The sequence below is a fragment of the Burkholderia sp. BCC1644 genome (assembly GCF_902833225.1).
GTDB lineage: Bacteria > Pseudomonadota > Gammaproteobacteria > Burkholderiales > Burkholderiaceae > Burkholderia.
In genome coordinates, this window is the sequence record NZ_CADFEI010000003.1 from 264,628 (window position 1) to 285,058 (window position 20,431).

Consider the following 20,431-nt stretch of genomic DNA (forward strand, 5'->3'; position numbering starts at 1 on the left):
TCGCGAGAATACCCGCGGGGCACGCTCCGCGCCCCGCCCGACTCACCGCTTCGCACTCCATTCAACGCGCCCGCCGGCAGGCTCCTGCCCGCGCCCGAGCAGCGCGGCCAGCGTGACATCCGCGAGCTTGCCGAACGGCGCGCGCAGCAGCGTCGGCAGGCTCCAGCGGCCCTGCACGAACACGCCTTTCGCGTGGCTCATCGCTCGGAATCCCTCGATGCCGTGATATGCGCCCATCCCGCTCGGCCCGACGCCGCCGAACGGCAGGTCTTCCTGCGCGACGTGCAGGATCGTGTTGTTGATGCCGACATTGCCCGACGTGGTGCGCGTCAGCAGCGTCTCGCAATCGCCGTCCCGGACACCGAAGTAATACAGTGCCAGCGGCCGCGGGCGCGCGTTGACGTAGTCGACGACCTCGTCGATCGTGCGATACGTGCGCACCGGCAGGATCGGCCCGAAGATTTCTTCCTGCATGACGGCCGTGTCGTCGCCCGCCCCGACGATCAGCGTCGGCGCGAGCGTGCGCTTGCGGGTCGCCGCGTGCCGCGGGTTCACGCCCGCCTCGATCACGCGCGCACCTTTGCTGCGTGCTTCGTCGACGAGTCCCTTCAGGCGATCGAAATGCCGGTCGCTGACGATCGATGTGTAATCCTGACTGGTCGGCCCGTCCGGATAGAACCGCGCGACGGCCGCATCGTATTGTGCGATGAACGCCTCCAGATCGTCTTCGTGGACCAGCGCGTAATCGGGCGCCACGCATGTCTGCCCGCCGTTCGACAGCTTGCCGAACACGATGCTGGACATCGTCCTGCCATCGACATGTCCCCTCGCGACGATCGCGGGGCTCTTGCCGCCCAGTTCGAGCGTGACCGGCACGAGATTGTCGCTCGCCGCCTTCATGACCTTGCGGCCCACCTGCGTACTGCCGGTAAACAGCAGATGATCGAACGGCAAGCCGCTGAAGTCGGCGCCGACTTCCGGGCCGCCCAGCACGACCGCGACTTCTTCGCTCGGAAAGGTGTCCGCCAGCATCCGGCGCATCACTTCGCTGGTGCGCGGCGTCAGCTCCGACGGCTTGAGCATCGCGCGGTTGCCGGCCGCCAGCGCGGTGGCCAGCGGAATGAACGTCAGCGCGAACGGGTAATTCCACGGCGCCATCACGCCGATCACACCCAGCGGCTGGTATTCCACGTGCGCCTGCCCGGCCCGATAGAGGAGACCAACGTGCCGGCGCTGCGGCTTCATGAAACGGCGCAGGTTGCGCGTCAGGTAATCGATCGCCTGGACCACGCCCATCAGTTCCATGATCGCGGTTTCGTGATGCGAGCGATGCCCGAAATCGGCACTGATGGCCTCTTCCACATCGCGGCGATGCGCGAGCACGACGGCACGCAGCCGCGCGAGCTTCGCCTTGCGCTGCTGAATCCCCGGCGGCCCCTCGGTGACGAATGCCTTGCGCTGACGGGCGAGCAACGCCGCCGGGTCGATGCTCGAGCTGGATTCTGCGGAAACGGCCATGGTGGACCTCACGAGGTTGCGTCGATGTAGACACTGTCAACTTGCATGCGACGGATCATAGGACCACAATGTGTTCCTTGTCAACATAGGAGCAACACGATGTCGTCGGATGGGGATGCGGACGCCGGGCAAAAGACTTATCACCACGGGGATCTGCGTCGCGCGATCATCGAAACGGCGCTCGACACGCTGCAGGAGCAGCAAGGCTGGCAGTTCACGCTGCGCGAGATCGCGCGGCGCGCGAACGTCAGCCACTCCGCGCCGTACCGGCATTTCCCCGACAAGGCCGCGTTGCTGCACGAACTCGCGCTGATCGGTTTCGATCGCCTGCGCGACGAACTTGCCGCATCCATCGATCCCGCAGCGGGCGCACCGGACGTGCTGCTGGCGCTCGCTTATGCCCATCTCGCGTTCGGGCAGCGCAACCCGGACCTGTATCGCCTGATGTTCGCCGCGGATGCCGGGGAGCCGTCCGACATTCATCTCGATCCGCGGGTGCAGGCGCCCTTCCTGCTGGTCGTCGACATCCTGGAGCACGGCCAGCGCGCCGGCACGATCCGCCCGCGCTCGGCGCTCGGCCAGGCAACCGCGTGCTGGGCCCATCTCCATGGCCTGACGATGCTCGCGATCGACGGACGTCTGGTGCGCGAGAAGGTAGGCGATCATGCGATCGAAGATGCCCTGACGACATTGCTGGACGGACTCGTGCTGCCCGACACGCGCACGCGCGCAACCAAGGCGAAAAGGTCTTGACCTTAAACTTCACTTAAGGGTTATGGTTTGCCTTGGCAGCGTATCGAGGCCATGGGTATGGGTACTGCCATCCGACAATCCGGCGGCGCGTCGACGACGTCCGCCCGTGGCCGATCAAGAGGAAACCGCATCATGACCAGGCGCATCCTTCACGTCGTCAGCAATGTCGCGCACTACGCCGATCCGTCGCAGCCGACCGGCCTGTGGCTGTCGGAGCTGACCCATGCCCACGAGATCTTCGCGGCGAAAGGCTACGAGCAGCGGCTCGTGAGCCCGAAGGGCGGCGTGTCGCCGCTGGAGCCGCGCTCGCTGAAATGGCCGCATGCCGACGCCGCGTCGAAAGCGTGGCGCGCCGACAAGGCCAACGAGGCGCTGCTCGCGAACACCGCGCGCCCGGACGAAATCGATCCGGCCGATTTCGATGCGATCTACTTCACCGGCGGCCATGCGGTCATGTGGGACTACCCGGACGATGCGGGGCTACAGCGGCTCACGCGCGAGATCTACGAGCGCGGCGGCGTCGTGTCGTCGGTCTGCCATGGTTACTGCGGGCTGCTGAACGCCAGGCTGTCGGACGGCTCGCTGCTGGTCGCCGGGCGTCGGATCACCGGTTACTCGTGGATGGAAGAAATCCTCGCCGGCGTCGCGAAGAAAGTGCCCTACAACGTCGAGCAGCAGATGCAGCAGCGTGGCGCGCGCTACGAGAAGGCGCTGCTGCCGTTCACGTCGAACGTCGTCGTCGACGGCCGCCTCGTGACGGGCCAGAATCCACAATCGGCGAAGGCAACGGCCGAACAGGTCGTCGCGCTGCTGTAACGCGATGCACCGGCGGCCGCCTAACGGGCGGTCGTCCGGCGCGGCAGCGGTTCGTCACGCACGTCGGCGGCGACAGCGGCGCCGGTGTGCGCCGCATCCGCGGACGGGATCGCCGACAGCAGCCGCTTGGCGTTGGTTGCGCAATCTACCGTATCCGGCTTCGCGCCGATCCCGGCAATCAGCGCGACGACGTGCGCCTTGCTGCGCGCGAGCCGCGCCTCCAGCGCCTCGATGTCCTGCACCTTGCGGTACAGCGCATCCAGCAACGACCCGCATTGCCATTGTGCAAAGTCGGACGGAATCAGCGTGCGAATCTCGTCCAGGCTGAAATCCGCCTTCTGCGCCGCCGTGATCAGGTCGAGCACCGTCACCGCTTCCTGCGGATACGTGCGATAGCCGTTCGCTTCGCGCTCGACCAGCGTCAACAGGCCGATGCGTTCGTAGAAGCGGATGCGCGAAGGGGTAAGGCCGGTGCGTTCCGCCAGTTCCCCGATCTTCATGTTCCGATACTCCCCGGCCGGAGCGGATCCGGCCATTCAACCAACCGTGACGGCAAGCAGTCTCCTCACGTTGATTCGCAATCCGATCTTTATCCTTGCCTCTTCCGTGGCAGGCCGGGTTGCACTCAAATCACCTCGAAGCCCAACCCCGCATGGCGAACCAGACGTTCGACATAGCGTTCGTCGAACATCGTCGCGGGCGTCCAGAAACCGCCGCCGCGCCCGTTCTTGACACCTTCACTGCTGCAATCCAGCGCGAGACTGATCGCGGCCTGCCCGAGCATCTTGCCGGTCGAGCCGTAACCCGGATCGCGATCGCCGGTGACTTTCACGCGCACGGTCCGCCCGTCGTCGGCACGGCCGAAGAAACGCAAGTCGTAGCGGCCGGCCTGCTGAGCCGCCACGCTCGGCCCCTCGCCGGGCTTCGGCAGCAGGAAGCGCTCCATCAGGATGCGTACCGGCTTGATGAGGACGCCCACCATGAACGCGCCGAGTCCCGCGACCATCGTCAGCGCGGTCAGGCGGCCCTTCAGGCCCGCCCCCGTCATCACGGCCTCGTCGTAGGTAAAGCGGCTGCCGTACGCATTGCCAGCCAGCGCGTTGGAGCGGTGCACGACGCGCTCGTTGATCGCCGCCATCACGAACGGCGCGATCCATGCGTCGCAATCGCGATCGAATTCGGCAGACCGAACCACATGCTGCCGCGCCGTAAAGCCATGCCCCTGCGGACACAGCGAATAAGGATCGAGCAGCTCCCTGCGCAACGCGGGATCGGCCGCCGCTTCCCGCACGACGTTGATCACGCTCGCGACGGTGCCGCCCGACGCGCCGCCCTTCAGCGTCCTGACGCGCATCTTCACCTGCCCGGCCGGCACGCCCCACTGCTCTCGCGCCTGTTGCTGCAGGAAGAAAACGCCCATGTCCGACGGCACCGAATCGAAGCCGCAGCAATGCACGATGCGCGCGCCCGATTGCCGGGCCGCAGGCTCGTACCGGTCGATCATCCGCTTGATCCACTGCGTCTCGCCGGTGAGGTCACAGTAGTCGGTGCCGGTTTGCGCGCAGACCCTGACGAGCGGCTCGCCGTAAAGAGCGTATGGCCCGACGGTCGACACGACCACCCGCGTTTGCGCGCACAGCGCCTGAAGCTGCGCTTCGTCGGCCGCGTCCGCGACGATGATCGGCACGGACTGCCCGGCCGCGCCGAGCGCCTCTCTGACCTGCCTGAGCTTCGCGTCGGACCGGCCGGCAATCGCCCAGCGCAGCGTCTCGCCTGCGCTCGACAGATAGTCGGACAGATAGCGGGTCAGGATCTGCCCGACAAAACTGGTGGCGCCGAATACGACGAGATCGTAGGCGGGTTGCGGCATGGGCGTCTCCTTCGGTGCGCGCGTGTCGCGCGCATCCGCATGGTTAGCGTGACTTTCCGGGTTCATCGAAGGTCTTCAACGGCGTCGGCAGGTTCAGGACCAGCTGCGCGTCCTTGACCACGTCGAGCCGCATGATGGTCGACGCACCGAGCCCGTCGAGCAACTGGCTCAACGGCCCGCCGTGCCGAATCAGCTCGACGTTGCGCGGCAGCAGGCGCTGCGCGAACGAGAGCATGTTGGTCTGCACCGTCGACTGATGCCATTCGCCGTCGATGCGGTTGACCATCGTCGTCGTGCCCATGTGCGATTGCGATGGCACGGTGGTCAGCGTCGGCAGCGGCACGCTCAGGCTCAGGTCCGGCCGGCCACCGGGGCCGGCAATGCTTGCTCGGGCGGTGGCGCCGATGTTCACGTCGATATCGGCGAGCCATTTCGGCAACTGATAACCGTGTACGCCACGCACTCGCGCGATTTCCGTCGTGACCGGCAGCGCCAGCACGTGCGCGAAGAAACTGCGGCGGCGCATCGAATCGATCAGCTCCCGCGCAGGCGATCCTTTCGCACCCGGCCGGCGGATCACCACCGCGACGGATACTTCGTCATACGGATCGTTGTCGCACACCGAATATGAAAAGAACGTCAGCGCGACCAGCCCGTAGCCGGGGAGCGCCCGCAGCGGTTCGAGCGGTACCGGCAGCGTGGTCCGCAGGCGTTCGAGCGGCGCGAGAAACAGCAGCTGGATGCTGCTGGAGCGGTAATAGAAGTTCGGCGCCCAGGTCGGCCCGACTCGCGAGGCGACCTGACGCTTCGGAATCCGGCGGAAAAAATCGATGTTCCCCGCGGCAGGGTCGCGCGCCACTTCGTCCAGGTCCGGGTTCATCCGGAACCGGTCGTAGTACCCGCCTTCCGGCACGTCGACCGTATGCGGCCCGAATTCGACCTGTGTAAAACGCCTGTCCATGCTCGTCGCCTCTCGTCGATGATTGACCGTGGCAGGCAACACCCGAAGCCTGCTGATTCACTGCCGTCAGCAAGCACTCTAAGCTTTAAGTCAACTTTAAGGTCAAGGCCCGGAATAGAGGAACGCGTCGGACGTCGTTCGAGACGATTTCCGGCGATCGCCGCCGTGCCGGCGGATCATTTGGCCGTCGTGCGGCGCCCCTTGCCGCGGATCGATACGACGCCGCGATCGCGCAGCCGGTCCATCACCCAGCGTGTGCGTTCGGTGCAGTTCAGGTCGGTCGGCCGGTTCCTGATGCTGTCGATCGCGACCAGCAGTTGCGCCTTGTTCTCCTTGAGGCGCTTCTGCATTGCTTCGATCTCGGCGACTTTCCGTTCGAGCGCCGCCACCAGCCCGTCGTGCTGCCAGTTGCCGGCCTTCACCGGCAGCAGATGACGGATCTGCTCGAGCGAAAAACCCGCGCTTTGCGCGCTGGAAATGATCTCGAGCATCCACACGGCGCTCTCGGCGTAGTCGCGATAGCCGTTCGTGCTGCGCTCGACGGCCGTGATCAGCCCTTCAGCTTCGTAAAAGCGGATCCGCGATGCCGAAAGACCGCTGAGCTTCGCGAGCTCCCCGATTCTCATACCTGCCTCGCCAGCGTGTTGACATTAAACCTAACTTTAAACCTAGAGTGACTGCATCGCCAAGCCGGACGGACGGCCGATGCCGTCGCGCACGTTGCACGGGCCTGGCGATCGCGGCACCCGGAAAGACCGTCACGAATCGATATCGCCCACCGAACAGGAGCAGACATGGGATACGTCACGACGCAAGATGGCGTCGACATCTTCTACAAGGACTGGGGTCCGCGCGACGCCCAGGTGATCTTTTTTCATCACGGCTGGCCGCTCAGCGCCGACGACTGGGACGCGCAGATGCTGTTCTTCCTCGCCCAGGGCTATCGCGTGATCGCGCACGACCGTCGCGGCCACGGACGCTCCAGCCAGGTCTGGGACGGTCATGACATGGATCACTATGCGGACGACGTCGCCGCGGTCGTGAACCACCTCGGCGTGCAGGGCGCCGTCCACGTCGGCCACTCCACCGGCGGCGGCGAAGTGATCCACTACGTCGCGCGCCACGGCGAAGACCGCGTCGCCAAGGCCGTGCTGATCAGCGCCGTGCCGCCGCTGATGGTCAGGACCGACAGCAACCCGGGCGGCCTGCCGAAAGAGGTGTTCGACAACCTGCAGGCGCAACTCGCGGCGAATCGCGCGCAGTTCTACTACGACGTGCCGGCCGGCCCGTTCTACGGCTACAACCGCGACGGCGCGACACCGTCGCAAGGCGTCGTCTGGAACTGGTGGCGACAAGGCATGATGGGCAGCGCGAAGGCGCACTACGACGGCATCGTCGCGTTCTCGCAGACCGACTTCACCGAAGACCTGAAAAGCACCACGATTCCGGTGCTCGTGATGCACGGCGACGACGACCAGATCGTCCCGTATGCCGATTCCGGCCTGCTGTCGGCGAAGCTGGCGCGGAACAGCACGCTGAAGGTTTATGCGGGGTTCCCGCACGGCATGCCGACGTCGAACGCCGATACGATCAACGCCGATCTGCTCGCGTTCATCCGCAGCTGAACGCGGCGGATGACGGTGCGGCCTTCAGGCTGGAGTCGCGGGCTGAAGGCCGCCCTGAACGGCTGCCGAACGCGGCTACCGACGTTCGCGAAGAAAATCGGGAACCGCTTCGCCAATCGACGCGAGATACGCCGCCATCGCACCGGCCACCTCGCGCACGGCGGGACGCGCCGTCATCCGTTCGCGCCACGCCAGCAGCTTCGGCGTTTCGTCAGTCATCGGCGCGCCCTTGCGCGCACCGAACAATTGCGCCATGTAGAACGCGATGTCGGCGTAGGAGTACGTGCCGGCCAGAAAGTCCCGCTCCGCGAGCACGCGCTCCATGCGCCGATAGTATTGGGCCGCTTCGGCACGCGCGGCCTGCGCCGCCGGAATGTCCGGCGTGCCCTCCAGCCCCATCAGCCGGACGACATGCGGGAAATAGACTTCGTCGCTGCCGTGTTCGAGCTGACGCGCAACGGCGCGCGCCGCAGGTTGTGCCGGCCACAACGCGGGCTCCGGCTTCAGGTCCTCTAGATATTCGAAGATTTGCGTGGAATCGAAGATCTCCAGATTGCCGTCGATCAGCACGGGCACCTGGCGCTTCGGATTGATGCGCAAGACGTCCGGATGCTTCGGGTCGTAGCCGCGCTGTTGGCTGAACGGCACCATCACCAGCTCGAAGTCGATGCCCTTCTCGTGCGCAGCAATCTCGACCTTGGCGCCGAACATGCTCAGCGGTCCTGAAATGATCTTCATGGTTCGTCTCCGCTTCAATGGAATGGGTCAGGGATGCCGCAAAGCATAAGCCCAAAAACATGACACCTGATGTCATGTATTTGAGGTAACGTGTCGCGTATGAAAGCGAGCCGGCTGTTGTCGATCATGATGATGCTGCAAGCGCGCGGCCGGATGACCGCGCCGGCGCTGGCCGAAGCGCTGGAGGTGTCCGAGCGCACGATCCTGCGCGACATCGACCAGCTCTCCACGGCCGGTGTACCGATCTGGGGCGATCGCGGCCGCAACGGCGGATTTCAGTTGCGCGACGGCTGGAGCACCGATCTCACGGGGCTCACGGAACACGAAGCGCACGCACTGATCCTGGCGGGTTTGCCCGGGCCGGCGAGCGAACTGGGGCTCGACGGCATGGCGACTTCCGCTCGGCTGAAGATGATTGCCAGCCTGCCGCCGGCCTCGCGCGAGCGGGCCGATCGCGTCGCCAGCCGGTTGCACATCGATACCGTGGACTGGTACCGCGCGCAGGAAACGCCCGAGTTCCTGCGTGAAGCCGCCGACGCGGTGTGGGGTGCGTACCGGATCGACGTCACGTACCAGAGCTGGCGCGGCTTGTCCCGCCGCGCGCTCGAACCGCTCGGCCTCGTGCTCAAGGGCGGCGCCTGGTACCTGATTGCGAAGGTGGTCGGCAAGCCCGGCGCGCTCACCTTCCGGCTCGCGAACATCCGCGAACTCAACGCGACGCGCCGCCGTTTCAAGCGCCCTGCGCGATTCGATCTGGCCACGCACTGGCGTGACGCGATGAGCCGGTACGAAGCCGATCTCCATCGGCTGACCGCCCATATCGCCGTATCGCCGCGCGGCGAAACGTGGCTGGCCAATGCGCGGATCAAGACCGAACCGGCTTCTGAAGCGTCACACGGCACGGACGTGCCGCCAGGATGGAAAGCATTCCTGATGCCGATCGAATCGATCGAGCATGGTGCGCGCAAGCTGCTGGGCTTCGGCGCGCACGTAAAGATCCTCGGGCCGCAGGCGCTCAAGGATCAGTTCATCGACGAGTTGTCGCAAGTGACAGCGCTTTATCGATCCGGCGGTGATTGAAGCATCGCCTTCAGATCTCGTCGGAAAACTCGTCGAGAAATCGCTGCAACCGATCGCGACGGACGATCGCCATGCGCGTACCGGTGACGGTCTGGAAACCGGTTGCCAGCTTCAGCAGTTTCGTGCGGAAGTGATCGATCGCGAATCGCGTGTCGTCGAGTGCCCGATCCGCTGCATGCGGATCGGCCGGGTCATACAACGCGCTGCCCATCCGGCCCGCGACGTAAAAACAGCGCGCGACGCCCACCATGCCGATCGCATCGAGCCGGTCTGCATCCTGCAGCACCTTGGCTTCCGGCGTCTTCGGCGCAATGCAGGCGGAAAAACTGTGCGCCTCGACCGCGTGTGCGACGGCGTCGATCCTCGCATCCGGCCAGTCGAGCGACTTCAGCACCCGCCGCGCCTTTTCCGCCGACAGCCGCGACGCCTGTGCGCGCAGCGGAGAATCCTTCTCGACCGCTACGCAGTCATGCAACAGCGTTGCCGCACACAGCACTTCGGCATCGCCGCCCTCCTCGGCATGAATCGCGGCGGCATTCTTCCACACGCGCTGCAGATGCGACGTGTCATGGGAACCGTCGCCATGGGCGTCGTGCCAATGGGCGAGCAAGGTGTGAGCCAGATCCTGAAAGGGGGCAAACGCAGAGGTAGTCACGGGGCGGATGGTCGACGACTGGAAGCCGATTATCCCCCATGCGCCACACGGTCAGGACCCGACGTCGCATCCGGCTTCCGCGCTGTCCGCGCGTCAAGCAAATCGTTCCCTCCGGCTGGAACCGGCTGGCTTATAGTGCGGAGTGACCATTCAACGAGGAGCGCTGCAATGAAACTGCTGGCCAACGGTCCGTTCGAAGTGAAGCTGAATCCTGAATCCCTGAGCACCGTCGCGGAAAATTCCGGGCTCGGCCGCATGTCGCTGGACAAGCAGTTTCACGGCGACCTGGAAGCCGTCAGCCACGGCGAGATGCTCGCGTTTCGCAGCAGCGTCCAGGGTTCGGCAGGCTATGTGGCGATGGAAACGGTACAGGGTGTGCTCGGCGGGCGCCAGGGCAGCTTCGTCCTGCAGCACAGCTCCACGATGACGCGTGGGGAGCCGACGCAGTCGATCACCGTCGTGCCCGATTCCGGGACGGGGGAACTGCTGGGGCTTTCCGGTTCGATGATCATCCATATCGACAACGGCCGGCATTCATACAGCTTCGACTATGGATTGCCTGATGCGGCACAGTGAGTCGCTCACGGCGTTAGCGCTGGGACCGCGGCGGCGACACATTCCCGCATCACGCAACGGCCTCGTCACGCAAACGGAACTGCGCGACCGCCGCGCTCAGTCGTGAACCCTGTTCGTCGAGCGACAGTGCGGCGGCGGCCGCCTCCTCGACCAGCGCCGCATTGCGTTGCATCGTCTGCTCCATCTGGATGACGGCGGCATTCACCTGCTCGATCCCCGACGACTGCTCTTCGAATGCATGGCTGGTCTCGCCCATGATCGCGTTGACACGCTCGACCGCGGCGACGAGCTCGCTCATCGCCGAGCCGGCCAGCGTGACGAGGCCGCTGCCGTCTTCGACACGCCGCGCGGCATTGCCGATCAGGTCGCGAATCTCCTTCGCCGCCGACGCGCAGCGTTGCGCGAGCCCGCGCACCTCCGTCGCGACGACCGCGAACCCGCGTCCCTGCTCGCCCGCGCGCGCGGCTTCGACCGCCGCATTCAGCGCGAGGATGTTGGTCTGGAACGCGATGCTTTCGATCGTGCCGACGATGCCGGAAATCCGCGCGGAGCTGTGCGAAATCGCGGACATCGTCTCGACCACGCGCCGCATCGCCTCGCCGCCGCGCGACGCGATGCCGGCCGCGCCTTCGACGTACGTGCGCGCATCGCGCGCGTTGTCCGCGTTCTGGCGCACGGCCGCCGTCAGCTGTTCGACGCTCGCGGCCGCCTGCTGCAGCGACACGGCCTGCTGCTCGGTGCGCGCGGACAGGTCGACGTTGCCGCTCGCGATCGTGCGAACGTCGCCGACGATCGTCTCGGTGCTCGCGCGCACCTGGTTCACGGTGTCGACGAGGCCGTCCTGCATCCGCTTCAGCGCATTGAGCAGATAGGCCATTTCATTTTCGCCCGCGATGACGACGGTGCCCGTCAGGTCGCCTTTCGAAATTTTCTCGAACTGGCCGACCGCGAGATTGATCGGCTCGATGATCGCCTTCGCGAGCACGCGCTGCGCAAAGAAACCGACGACGAGCGCGAGCCCGGCAACCGCCGCCATCCCCCACACGATCCGGTGGAAATGCACGCCGGCAGCGTCATAGCGGGCCTTCTGGCGCGCGACCTGGAACGATTCGAGCGCGTCGATCGAATCCTGGTAGGCGGCGAACAGCGCCGGCGGCGCGGTGCGCTGCGTGTCGAGAAAGTTGAACGCGTCGTCGCCGTCGAGCTGCGACAGCGCTTTCAGGAACACGCGATCGAGCAGCGCTCGCCGGTGGCTTTGCAACGCGTCGAACAATGCCTGCTCGTTCGCGTCGCGCGCATGCAGGCGCGCATACGCATCCAGTTCGTCGTTGCTCTGCTTGAGGAGCGTGTGAAGCTGCGCGGCTCCCTCCTTGCCCGACTGGCCCGCGCTGATGACCTGCGCGACGTCGCTCATGCGTTCGCGCAGCACGAGCATCCGCTCGGAGCTTGTCTTCAGGTGCAGCAGCGACGCAGTGTCGTCGCGGTACATCGCCTCGAGCGAACCGTTGCCCATGTAGAGCGCCGCAATGCAGGCGCCGACCACCAGCACGAGCAGCACGGTATAGCCGGCGATGGTCGCGACGAGTCCACCGCGGATGGTGAGTTGTTTTCGCATGACGTTCCCTTGCGCGGGCCAGGCACGGCCAGCGGCGGATGTGGATTCCGGATCACGAAAGACGAGCGCCACGTCGCAACACGCGGCGCGGGGGCTGCGAACGGGTTAACGGCGGGGGGAACGGGAAGGTTTTACCTGTACGCGACGTGAATCTTGACGATTACGACAGGCGAGGTAGGCAATGACAGCGTGCGGCTATTCCCCGCCGGCCAGCCTTGAACGGATCTCGTCGGCCGACAGGTCGCGCTGGTGCGTGGCAATCTGCCAGATGTTTCCCCACGGATCCCTTACCATCGCGCGCCTGTCGCCGTACGGCATGTCGGCGGGCGCTTCCAGCGAGATCGCGTGCGCCGCGATCGCGCGCCGATGGATCGCATCGGTATCCTCGACATACACGTACAGGAACGCCGGCATCGGATCGCGCAGACCGTCCCCGCCGCTGATCATCACGACCGAATCGCCGATGCGGATTTCGGCAGGCAAACCGGCACGGAATTCGCCTCGGGCGTCGAACACCGTCCGGATGAATTCGACCAGGTTTTCCGGATCCGGCACGACAATGCGCGGCGTGACGGTATGCCATCCAGCGGGCTGGAATGTGGCCATGGTGCTCAACCTCCGATGCGGGCGTCAGCCGTATTGTCCTCCGCGCACCGGTGGTCTGCAAAGGAATGCGAAGGGTTGCTCAAATACCGCACGCCCCTTCGCCGCTCGTCAGAGGCTGACGTTCGACTCCAGCCACTGCGGTTCATATGCTCCCAGTGCCCGTGCCGGATGGAACCACGCAAGCGGTGCCCCCGCGATCTGCAACGGTGGGTGGAGCCGTGTTGCCGGCCCCCATGACGTCGCTTCGACGTGATCGGCGTGGTCGTGTTGCGGATCCGGAACCACGGGAACCACGTCGCTCATCGGCTCCGGACGCAACTGCAAGACGGCCGACGTACGCGCCAGCGAAGCGCGGACTTCGGTACCCACACCGTCCTTCAACCGCGCCGTCAGCCCGCGGATGGCAGCCGCCGCCATCAGGTAACCCGTCGCATGGTCGATCGCCTGGACGGGCAGGCTCACCGGCTCGTCGCTTCCCGTCACGCGCATGCCCGCGTCGGCGATTCCCGTGCTCATCTGGATGAGGCTGTCGAAGCCACGCCGGCCACGCCACGCGCCGGTCCAGCCGTACGCGTCGAGCGACACGTCGATGAGCGCGGGATTGAGATCGCGCCGTTGCACGGCGTCGAGACCGAGACGCGCAAGTGCGTCGGACCGGTAACCGTGCACGACGATATCCGCGTCGCGCAGCAGCCGCTTGAGCATATCGAGATCCGCAGGCTGCTTCAGGTCAAGTCGCGCGCAGCGCTTGCCGAGAACAACGTCCGGCACCGTACCCGGTTCTTCCCAGCCATGCGGATCGATGCGCAGCACGTCGGCACCGAGGCCCGCCAGAAAACGCGTCGCGACGGGGCCGGCGAGTATGCGCGTCAGGTCGAGCACGCGGATGCCGCGCAGCGGCCGATCCCGCGACGGCTGCCATTCGCGCGCCGCAACCGCCGTCGCGGTATGAGCGTGCAGCAACGGTTCGGATGCAACAGCCTTGCCTTGCGGATGCGCGGCCCATTCCTGCCGTGAATACATCACCGCCGCGCACCCGCCGCGCTCGACGATCGCGTCTTCGAGCGCATGGGCATCCCAGCGGCTGACCGCTTGCGCGACCGCTCGTGCGTCTGCCGCGCAGTCGAGCACCGTCAAGGCGGCTTGCCGATGATGGGGCGCGTTGGTGTGCAATCGGATCCAGCGATCGCGCGCCCGATAGTTGCCGGCCACCGGATCCCATTGAGGCGGTAGCGTCCATCCCGACGGACGAAGCGACGTGCCGAACCACAGCGATGTCATGCGCCGGTCGACGTGAACCGCCGGCAATGTGCCGGTCGATTCGAGCAGCAATTCGGCGACGGCCGCACCCGCCGCGCCAATCGCCGCACTGGCCAAATCGGTGACGCGAAACGCTGACGGCAATTCGCCCGAGCCGCTGAAACTGCAACGCTCAAGATACTGCCGTGCGCCACCCAGCGCGGCCCAGAATTCCTGCAGATGACGCGGCATCAGGCCCTCATCGGCCGTAGCCGCAACATGGGAAATTTGATCGACACGCATGTTCGCCTCGAATCGTTTTGGTGAAGCAAAGATCGGCTCGCTCGCATTTATTGTCAACGTTGATTATTCTGATCAACCTGCCGAACGAATCGAGCCTCGTACCATGTCGCCCTACCTGAATTCGACCGAAGCGGCCGCGCGGCTCGGCGTCTCGCGACAGACGCTTTACGCATACGTCAGCCGTGGCCTGCTTCGCGCGGAACCCTCCGGCAATCCACGTGAAAGCCGCTACTTCGCAGCGGACGTCGACCGGCTCGCGGCCGAACGTGCACGCGGCCGCAAACCGAAGGAAGTCGCGAAAGCCGCGTTGAACTGGGGTTCGCCCGTGCTCGAATCGAGCATCACGCTGATCGAGGGCGGCCAGCTTTTCTATCGCGGCGTGGACGCACTCGATCTCGCCGGCCGCGCGAGTCTCGAGGAAGTCGCCGCGCTGCTTTGGCAATGCGACGAGCGGACTGCTTTCGGCCCTCGCGTCCCTCGTGCACCCACGGTGTTGCGAACCCTCTTCAAACACTACGGCGATCAACGCGCGGAACAGGCGCTCTTGTCGCTGTTCGCCGTCGCCACCGAAGACGCACCGACGGCAGCGTGGCAGCAATCGGCCGACAGCCAGGCGCAGGGCTGCGGCGACCTCGTACGGATCCTCGCGGCATGCCTGTTGCGCACCGGGTTCGATACGGCGCCCGTCCACGAGCAATGCGCGCGCGCATGGGGCGTCGGGCCGTCGGGGGCGGAACTCATCAGGATCGCGCTCGTCCTGTGCGCGGATCACGAACTGAACGCATCGAGCTTCACGGGCCGATGCGTGGCGTCGACGAACGCGAGTTTGCGCGCGGTCGTGATCGGCGGCCTCGCCGGTCTGTCCGGTGGGCGGCACGGCGCGACCACCGCGCGTGTCGAGGCGATGTGGGATGAAATCGGCAACCGGGACGTCGAGCGAAAAATGCGCGAGCGCCCGCACCGAGGCGACGATCTGCCGGGGTTCGGACATTCGCTGTATCCCGGTGGCGACGTGCGGGCGGCATACCTGCTGTCGCGCATCCTGCCGCGCCATCCTCAATGGAAAACGATGATTGATGCAGGCAGTTTGCTGGTCGGCCAGAAGTCTTCTCTGGATCTCGCGCTCGTCGCGCTACGCAGGCATTTGCGGCTTCCGGTCGGTGCAGCATTCGGCCTGTTCGCGCTTGGTCGCTCGATCGGCTGGGTCGCGCATGGGCTCGAGCAGCGAGAACATCCGGAGTTGATCAGGCCTCGTGCGGTTTATACGGGGGTGCGGCCGGACAGTGTTGAAGCCGGCACGGGTCAGCCGCGGTCACGCGGGCGGTCCGGAAAGGGGTCAGTGGCGCAACATGCGGGTCCGGAAAACGACATACTTGCGACGTTTTTCAAGGCCCGATAACCGGGCGCGCAAGTGGTTCTCGAAGTCGGTACTCGATCGGAGCGGAATGGAGAAGGTTCGTTCGATCAGTACGTGCACCAACAAGAATGCACTGCAACATAGATAGGACGGGTTGCTGAACATGCCTCTCGAAACTGTCCACTTTGATCGGGTCTTTGGCGTCACACATACGTCGCAAAACCGTAAGCCCGTTACGCTGTTCGGATTCGAAAGCGAAAACCGGAAGGAATGTTCGGTCGCGGCGCCAGGAAAGCCCCGCATCGAGTCTGGGATCACAATTACCGCCTATTTGTCGGAGGCCGGTAACTGGCAGACGCTAGTCGGCTGGCGTGATCACGAGAGCGGCGAGATTGTGTGCGAATCCTTGGGGGGACCCATTTTCCTTTGTATCTGGTCTGCAGCAGGCCTCGGCATGACGTTACGCGGGGTCGTGCAGCAATCAGTGACGCTCTCCGTCATCTCGGTCGGGCTGGTTGCCACGTTGCTTTGGGGCATCCGTCAGGTTCGCGATCTGCGACGGGTCCGCCGTGAACTGGCGGCATCGGCGACGAGGGAATGAGGCAGCGAAGACAAGTGCTCTTATTGGCAGTTTTCGGCCAGGAGCGGTCCATGACCGCTTGCGTACCATGGACAGAGGAATGTCCGCCCGCACCATTTTCCGGCCGATTGATCAATCACTGATCTCTGCTACCGCTGGGCGCCGGGAAACAAGAAACCTGGGCCTGAAGATGCTGTATCGTAAGCATCACCACAGTCGCGCAGACGGGCCCCACGATCTCCGTCGAAATGTCTCAGATGATCCCACTCCACCACAACCCAGCCTTCTATCAGCTCCTTGCCGACAGCTACGCCCGGCTGCTTGGCCGCCCCCTGGTGCCTCAGGCCATGCATGTGGTTGAAGCTACCGAATGGCTCTATGAGCGTGCGCCGTTCGCCGTACTCGCGCACAACACCGATCCCGACCCGCTCTTTATTTACGGCAACAAGGCCGCGCAGCGCAGGTTTGGGTATAGCTGGGATGAAATCATCCGCCTGCCTTCCCGACTTTCGGCCGAGGCCCCGAATCGCGAGGAGCGGCAGCAATTCCTCGCACGCGTACAGCGGCTCGGCTATGAGGCGGGCTACAAGGGCGTGCGGGTCACCAAGTCAGGCCAGCGCTTCATGATCGAGGAAGCCACGCTGTGGCAACTGCTCGACGCCGACGGCACACTGCACGGCCAGGCGGTTGTCATCCCGCGCACGCGTGACATCTGATCGCGCATAGCAATCGTTTGTGCTTGAGCCCTGCGGAGGTAAATGGGTGAGGGGAAGCTGTCCGAAGTTGGTGACATCGAGCAGCAGCGAAGGCTTACAGGTCGAATCCGCAATTCGGCCGAACTCCCATAGTGGTCGAGAATTCGCGAATCGAGCGATTTCATCAATCTGTTGCGTTGATCAGCGGGTTCCGCACTTGAAAGCAGTCGTTGCGGTGGAGGCAGTCTGAACGGCGGTTGAGGGTCGCTTCGAGCCGGTAACGTACCGCCGAGGCGGTATCCGGAGAAGTTCGTCCATGATGAGCAATTCACGACCGGCGCCCGCATTGGCGCTTGAGTGCCGGTGTGGCGCTCGTGGCGATAAGCTCGAAACGTGTTCCGCGATCTACCGCGCGCAGTTGTTTTCATCGCTGCGCTTGCGTCCCGGCAAAACGCATGCCTTGTCGCCCTCGCGCCTCCGATGCGTGGCGCACTCGAACGCATGAATCTCCCGGCCACGGTGCGTTTGCACGGGCGCCAATGTCGGCGCCAAGGTGTGTGTTGCACCATCCGGATTCGAAGCACCTGCCTGGGTGCGGCCTGTGCGATGATGTGCCACGATCAACATGAGAAATGGCATGACGACTACATTCGACGAGGCAACAACGGCGGCGATCGCCGCGTTTGCCCAATTGGATTTCTACACGGCCGTGCAGGCGATGCGCGCCGAGGCCGACTACGACCACGAACGAGACCAGTGGATCTCGCGCTACATCGACGAGCACGGCGGCGGTGTGGACGATGCAGAATACGACGCCTTGCACGCACGGGCCCAGGCAACCCCGGAATACGCGCAGTTCGTCGATGCGGTTCGCCAGGAAATCCTGGAATACTTCGGCGTGACCGACGATCAACTGGACTGCATGGTCCTGCTGCGTAATGACGACAGCGATGAGCTTTGGGCGGAAGTCAACCGGCAGCGGAGCGCGCTGGGAACCGGCGAAGTGCGCGGCGATCTCTGACAACTGCTTGCCATGGGGCGTTCCAGTCGTGCCGGGTGCGGGGCTGGAGTCACGTCGGGCTCTCAGCGGCTGCAACCGATCCGCCAAGAAAGGGCAAGCTTTCGGATCGTCGAAACGCGTGACCATTGTGCTCCGACCCCTGCCCTCGGACGTGCAACGGCTCGACAGGCAGCATCGATTCCGCGAGGTAGCCAATGCAGGTATCGGAACACGAAGTTGTCATTGCCGGAGGCGGGCCAACCGGTTTGATGCTGGCTGGCGAACTGGCGCTCGCTGGCGTCGATGTCGCCATCGTCGAACGCCGCCCCGACCAGACGCTTGCAGGTTCGCGCGCCGGCGGCTTGATTGCCCGGACACTCGAGATTTTCGATCAACGCGGCATCGTGGATCGCTTCCTCGCTGAAGGACAGAAGGCGCAAGTCACCGGCTTTGCGTCGATCCGCCTGGACATCAGCGATTTTCCGACCCGGCACAATTACGTGCTGGGGTTACGGCAAAAACATATCGAGCGCATTCTCGCCGGGTGGGTCGACGAGCTGGCCGTGCCGATCTATCGCGGCTGCGACTTGACGGGTTTCGCCCAGGACGACACGGGCGTCACCATCGAACTGTCCAGTCGTCCGTCACTGCGGGCACGCTATCTCCTCGGGTGCGATGGCGGCCGCAGCCTCGTGCGCAAAGCCGCCGGCATCGAGTTTCCTGGCTGGGACGCAACGACCAGCAGCATTCTCGCCGAGTGCGAGATGACAGAGGAACCGCCACTGGGCGTCCATCGCACTGCGTTGGGCATTCATGCCTTCGGCCGTGAGGAATACGAAATTCGCGATGGCAAGATCGTCTTTGCCACTGAAGGACCTGTCGGCGTGATGGTGACTGAAAAAGCGGTCGGCGCGAAGACCGAACCCACGCTGGACGATCTCAAGGAAGCCCTCGTTGCCGCATGCGGAACCGACTACGGCGCGTATAACCTGACGTGGATTTCCAGGTTCACCGACATGGCACGGCAAGCAGCGACCTACCGAAAGGGCCGCGTTCTCCTCGCCGGCGATGCTGCACACGTGCATTCCCCGGTGGGCGGAAAAGGCCTCAACATCGGTGTTCAGGATGCGGTGAATCTGGGTTGGAAACTGGCTCAGGTGGTGAAAGGCACATCACCTGACAGCCTGCTCGACACGTATCACGCCGAGCAACATCCGGTCGCGGCCCGCGTGCTGCGCACGACGATGGCGCAGGTCGCCCTGCAGCGCACCGACGACAGCACCGAAGCGTTGCGTGAAATCGCCGCGGAGCTGTTTCGCATGGAGGAACCCCGCAAGCGAACCGCCGCCGAGATGTGCGGACTTGGCGTCCATTACGACCTCGGTACCGGGCATCCGCTGCTCGGCCGCCGCATGCCGGACCTCGACCTGATCACGCCTGACGGGCCCGTCCGCGTCTTTGCGCTGCTCCGGCGTGCCCGGCCCGTGCTGTTGAATCTCGACGAACCCGACAGCATCGACATCACGCGCTGGCTGGATCGCGTCACGTTGGTTCACGCCCGATACGACGGTCCTTGGGAACTGCCTGCGTTGGGTCAGGTGGCCGCACCGACGGCAGTATTGATCCGCCCCGATGGCTATGTGGCATGGGTGGGGACCCGCACGCAAGACGGTCTTCAGGACGCGATGAACACCTGGTTCGGGCCACCCGGCTGATCACTCACGCCGCCCGCGTCGTCGTAGGTCACGACATTCAGCCCCTCCGCCGCATCCGGCGCGACGAAGTACCGCGTGATCTGCTCGAACTCGGCATCCGACGCCTGGAACGGATGTTCCCCTAGCGCATTGCGCGCACGCAGGCGCGCCTTGCACACCGCATCGCTGACATCGAGATAATGCAGACGATGGCCGCAGCCGGCGACCTGCGCGATGCGATGCCCCCATGCGCGCGCCGCCACGGTATTGAATGGAAAATCGAGCACCACCGACACGCCGGCCTGCAGCATGGCACCAACGTGATCGGCCATCACGTCCTTGATACGTTTTGCACACCTGACATAGTCGTCGATCGACAGGATCTCGCCCGGATAGAGGCGAGCAAGCCACGTGTCTTCGCTGATCAGGACGGTCCGCTCCGTGTTCGCCAGCCGTGCGGTCAGCGTCGATTTTCCCGACGCGATCTTGCCGCACACCATGTGGAGCAACACCGCGTCGTTCGATGACGCCGCTTGAAGTGGATGCTCGATCTGCATTTCCAGGTACTCCATGAAGAGCCCAGAAAGCAAAAACCCGCCTTCCGGGCGGGTTGTGACGACAATCTTTCAGTCGATGGCTACCCCGCCGGCAAAAGTGCGGCGCAAATAATCGAATGGGCAGGCGATCGGTTCATGCGCATCAGAATAACGAACCGTCCGGGCGTGAGCAAGCCGGTGTGATACAGGTTGC

Annotated in this window: 22 protein-coding genes; 11 read left to right on the top strand and 11 right to left on the bottom strand. The window is 64.7% G+C overall.

Features of this window, described 5'->3' with window-relative positions:
* Nucleotides 1-42: 42 nt before the first annotated feature.
* A complete protein-coding gene (locus HWX87_RS07670) occupies nucleotides 43-1,518 on the bottom strand; it encodes a coniferyl aldehyde dehydrogenase (RefSeq protein ID WP_176046563.1) in 1,476 nt (491 codons plus the stop codon).
* A 99-nt stretch (nucleotides 1,519-1,617) separates the two neighbouring features.
* On the opposite strand from HWX87_RS07670, the gene HWX87_RS07675 reads away from it, so the two are divergent.
* Together HWX87_RS07675 and HWX87_RS07680 are read left to right on the top strand one after the other, a co-directional pair.
* Nucleotides 1,618-2,271 (top strand): TetR/AcrR family transcriptional regulator, encoded by a 654-nt coding sequence (locus HWX87_RS07675; protein ID WP_176046564.1) that lies wholly within the window; start codon nucleotides 1,618-1,620, stop codon nucleotides 2,269-2,271.
* Nucleotides 2,272-2,403: 132 nt separating this feature from the next.
* Nucleotides 2,404-3,087, top strand: coding sequence for a type 1 glutamine amidotransferase domain-containing protein (locus HWX87_RS07680; protein ID WP_176046565.1), 684 nt, complete (start codon nucleotides 2,404-2,406; stop codon nucleotides 3,085-3,087).
* 20 nt (nucleotides 3,088-3,107) lie between these two features.
* Here the strand turns inward: HWX87_RS07680 and HWX87_RS07685 are convergent, their stop codons facing one another.
* The 4 genes from HWX87_RS07685 to HWX87_RS07700 form a co-directional block, all read right to left on the bottom strand.
* Entirely contained in the window at nucleotides 3,108-3,587 is a 480-nt protein-coding gene (locus tag HWX87_RS07685; protein ID WP_176046566.1) for a MerR family transcriptional regulator, read from the bottom strand.
* A 125-nt stretch (nucleotides 3,588-3,712) separates the two neighbouring features.
* A complete protein-coding gene (locus HWX87_RS07690) occupies nucleotides 3,713-4,957 on the bottom strand; it encodes a saccharopine dehydrogenase NADP-binding domain-containing protein (protein ID WP_176046567.1) in 1,245 nt (414 codons plus the stop codon).
* Nucleotides 4,958-5,000: 43 nt separating this feature from the next.
* Complete coding sequence (locus HWX87_RS07695; RefSeq protein WP_176046568.1) at nucleotides 5,001-5,918, bottom strand: acetoacetate decarboxylase family protein; 918 nt, start codon at nucleotides 5,916-5,918, stop codon at nucleotides 5,001-5,003.
* A gap of 176 nt (nucleotides 5,919-6,094) precedes the next feature.
* On the bottom strand, nucleotides 6,095-6,544 hold the full coding sequence (locus HWX87_RS07700) for a MerR family transcriptional regulator (protein WP_176046569.1): 450 nt from the start codon (nucleotides 6,542-6,544) through the stop codon (nucleotides 6,095-6,097).
* 168 nt (nucleotides 6,545-6,712) lie between these two features.
* Here HWX87_RS07700 and HWX87_RS07705 point away from each other — a divergent pair, with 168 nt between their 5' ends.
* Nucleotides 6,713-7,543, top strand: coding sequence for an alpha/beta hydrolase (locus HWX87_RS07705; RefSeq protein WP_176046570.1), 831 nt, complete (start codon nucleotides 6,713-6,715; stop codon nucleotides 7,541-7,543).
* A 75-nt stretch (nucleotides 7,544-7,618) separates the two neighbouring features.
* Here the strand turns inward: HWX87_RS07705 and HWX87_RS07710 are convergent, their stop codons facing one another.
* Nucleotides 7,619-8,281 (bottom strand): glutathione S-transferase family protein, encoded by a 663-nt coding sequence (locus tag HWX87_RS07710; RefSeq protein WP_176046571.1) that lies wholly within the window; start codon nucleotides 8,279-8,281, stop codon nucleotides 7,619-7,621.
* Between the two features lie 99 nt (nucleotides 8,282-8,380).
* On the opposite strand from HWX87_RS07710, the gene HWX87_RS07715 reads away from it, so the two are divergent.
* Complete coding sequence (locus HWX87_RS07715) at nucleotides 8,381-9,361, top strand: YafY family protein (protein WP_176046572.1); 981 nt, start codon at nucleotides 8,381-8,383, stop codon at nucleotides 9,359-9,361.
* Between the two features lie 10 nt (nucleotides 9,362-9,371).
* Here HWX87_RS07715 and HWX87_RS07720 read toward each other — a convergent pair whose 3' ends face one another.
* A complete protein-coding gene (locus HWX87_RS07720; RefSeq protein ID WP_244137623.1) occupies nucleotides 9,372-9,971 on the bottom strand; it encodes an HD domain-containing protein in 600 nt (199 codons plus the stop codon).
* Nucleotides 9,972-10,184: 213 nt separating this feature from the next.
* Here HWX87_RS07720 and HWX87_RS07725 point away from each other — a divergent pair, with 213 nt between their 5' ends.
* Nucleotides 10,185-10,592 (top strand): DUF3224 domain-containing protein, encoded by a 408-nt coding sequence (locus HWX87_RS07725; protein WP_176046574.1) that lies wholly within the window; start codon nucleotides 10,185-10,187, stop codon nucleotides 10,590-10,592.
* Between the two features lie 49 nt (nucleotides 10,593-10,641).
* Here the strand turns inward: HWX87_RS07725 and HWX87_RS07730 are convergent, their stop codons facing one another.
* The 3 genes from HWX87_RS07730 to HWX87_RS07740 form a co-directional block, all read right to left on the bottom strand.
* A complete protein-coding gene (locus HWX87_RS07730; protein WP_176046575.1) occupies nucleotides 10,642-12,207 on the bottom strand; it encodes a methyl-accepting chemotaxis protein in 1,566 nt (521 codons plus the stop codon).
* 195 nt (nucleotides 12,208-12,402) lie between these two features.
* Nucleotides 12,403-12,813: a VOC family protein gene (locus tag HWX87_RS07735; protein ID WP_176046576.1), complete on the bottom strand. Its 411-nt coding sequence runs from the start codon at nucleotides 12,811-12,813 to the stop codon at nucleotides 12,403-12,405.
* A 108-nt stretch (nucleotides 12,814-12,921) separates the two neighbouring features.
* Nucleotides 12,922-14,304: a CoA transferase gene (locus HWX87_RS07740; protein ID WP_244137624.1), complete on the bottom strand. Its 1,383-nt coding sequence runs from the start codon at nucleotides 14,302-14,304 to the stop codon at nucleotides 12,922-12,924.
* 154 nt (nucleotides 14,305-14,458) lie between these two features.
* Here HWX87_RS07740 and HWX87_RS07745 point away from each other — a divergent pair, with 154 nt between their 5' ends.
* The 5 genes from HWX87_RS07745 (at nucleotide 14,459) to HWX87_RS07765 (ending at nucleotide 19,702) form a co-directional block, all read left to right on the top strand.
* Nucleotides 14,459-15,754 carry a citrate synthase family protein gene (locus tag HWX87_RS07745; protein WP_176046780.1) on the top strand — a complete coding sequence of 432 codons (1,296 nt, stop codon included), beginning with the start codon at nucleotides 14,459-14,461 and terminating at the stop codon, nucleotides 15,752-15,754.
* Between the two features lie 121 nt (nucleotides 15,755-15,875).
* Nucleotides 15,876-16,313, top strand: coding sequence for a hypothetical protein (locus HWX87_RS07750; protein WP_176046578.1), 438 nt, complete (start codon nucleotides 15,876-15,878; stop codon nucleotides 16,311-16,313).
* Between the two features lie 236 nt (nucleotides 16,314-16,549).
* Nucleotides 16,550-17,008, top strand: a complete 459-nt coding sequence (locus HWX87_RS07755) for an MEKHLA domain-containing protein (protein WP_176046781.1) — start codon at nucleotides 16,550-16,552, stop codon at nucleotides 17,006-17,008.
* A 616-nt stretch (nucleotides 17,009-17,624) separates the two neighbouring features.
* Nucleotides 17,625-18,008, top strand: a complete 384-nt coding sequence (locus tag HWX87_RS07760) for an ATP-dependent protease (protein ID WP_176046579.1) — start codon at nucleotides 17,625-17,627, stop codon at nucleotides 18,006-18,008.
* 194 nt (nucleotides 18,009-18,202) lie between these two features.
* Nucleotides 18,203-19,702 carry an FAD-dependent monooxygenase gene (locus HWX87_RS07765; RefSeq protein ID WP_176046580.1) on the top strand — a complete coding sequence of 500 codons (1,500 nt, stop codon included), beginning with the start codon at nucleotides 18,203-18,205 and terminating at the stop codon, nucleotides 19,700-19,702.
* Here HWX87_RS07765 and HWX87_RS07770 read toward each other — a convergent pair.
* Nucleotides 19,663-20,238 (bottom strand): ATP-binding protein, encoded by a 576-nt coding sequence (locus HWX87_RS07770; RefSeq protein WP_176046782.1) that lies wholly within the window; start codon nucleotides 20,236-20,238, stop codon nucleotides 19,663-19,665. The genes HWX87_RS07765 and HWX87_RS07770 overlap by 40 nt on opposite strands.
* On the opposite strand from HWX87_RS07770, the gene HWX87_RS07775 reads away from it, so the two are divergent.
* The gene (locus HWX87_RS07775; protein WP_208456521.1) at nucleotides 20,224-20,421 is read left to right on the top strand and encodes a hypothetical protein; all 198 of its coding nucleotides are present in this window, start codon (nucleotides 20,224-20,226) and stop codon (nucleotides 20,419-20,421) included. The two genes, HWX87_RS07770 and HWX87_RS07775, sit on opposite strands and share 15 nt — an antisense overlap.
* The last annotated feature ends 10 nt before the right edge of the window (nucleotides 20,422-20,431 follow it).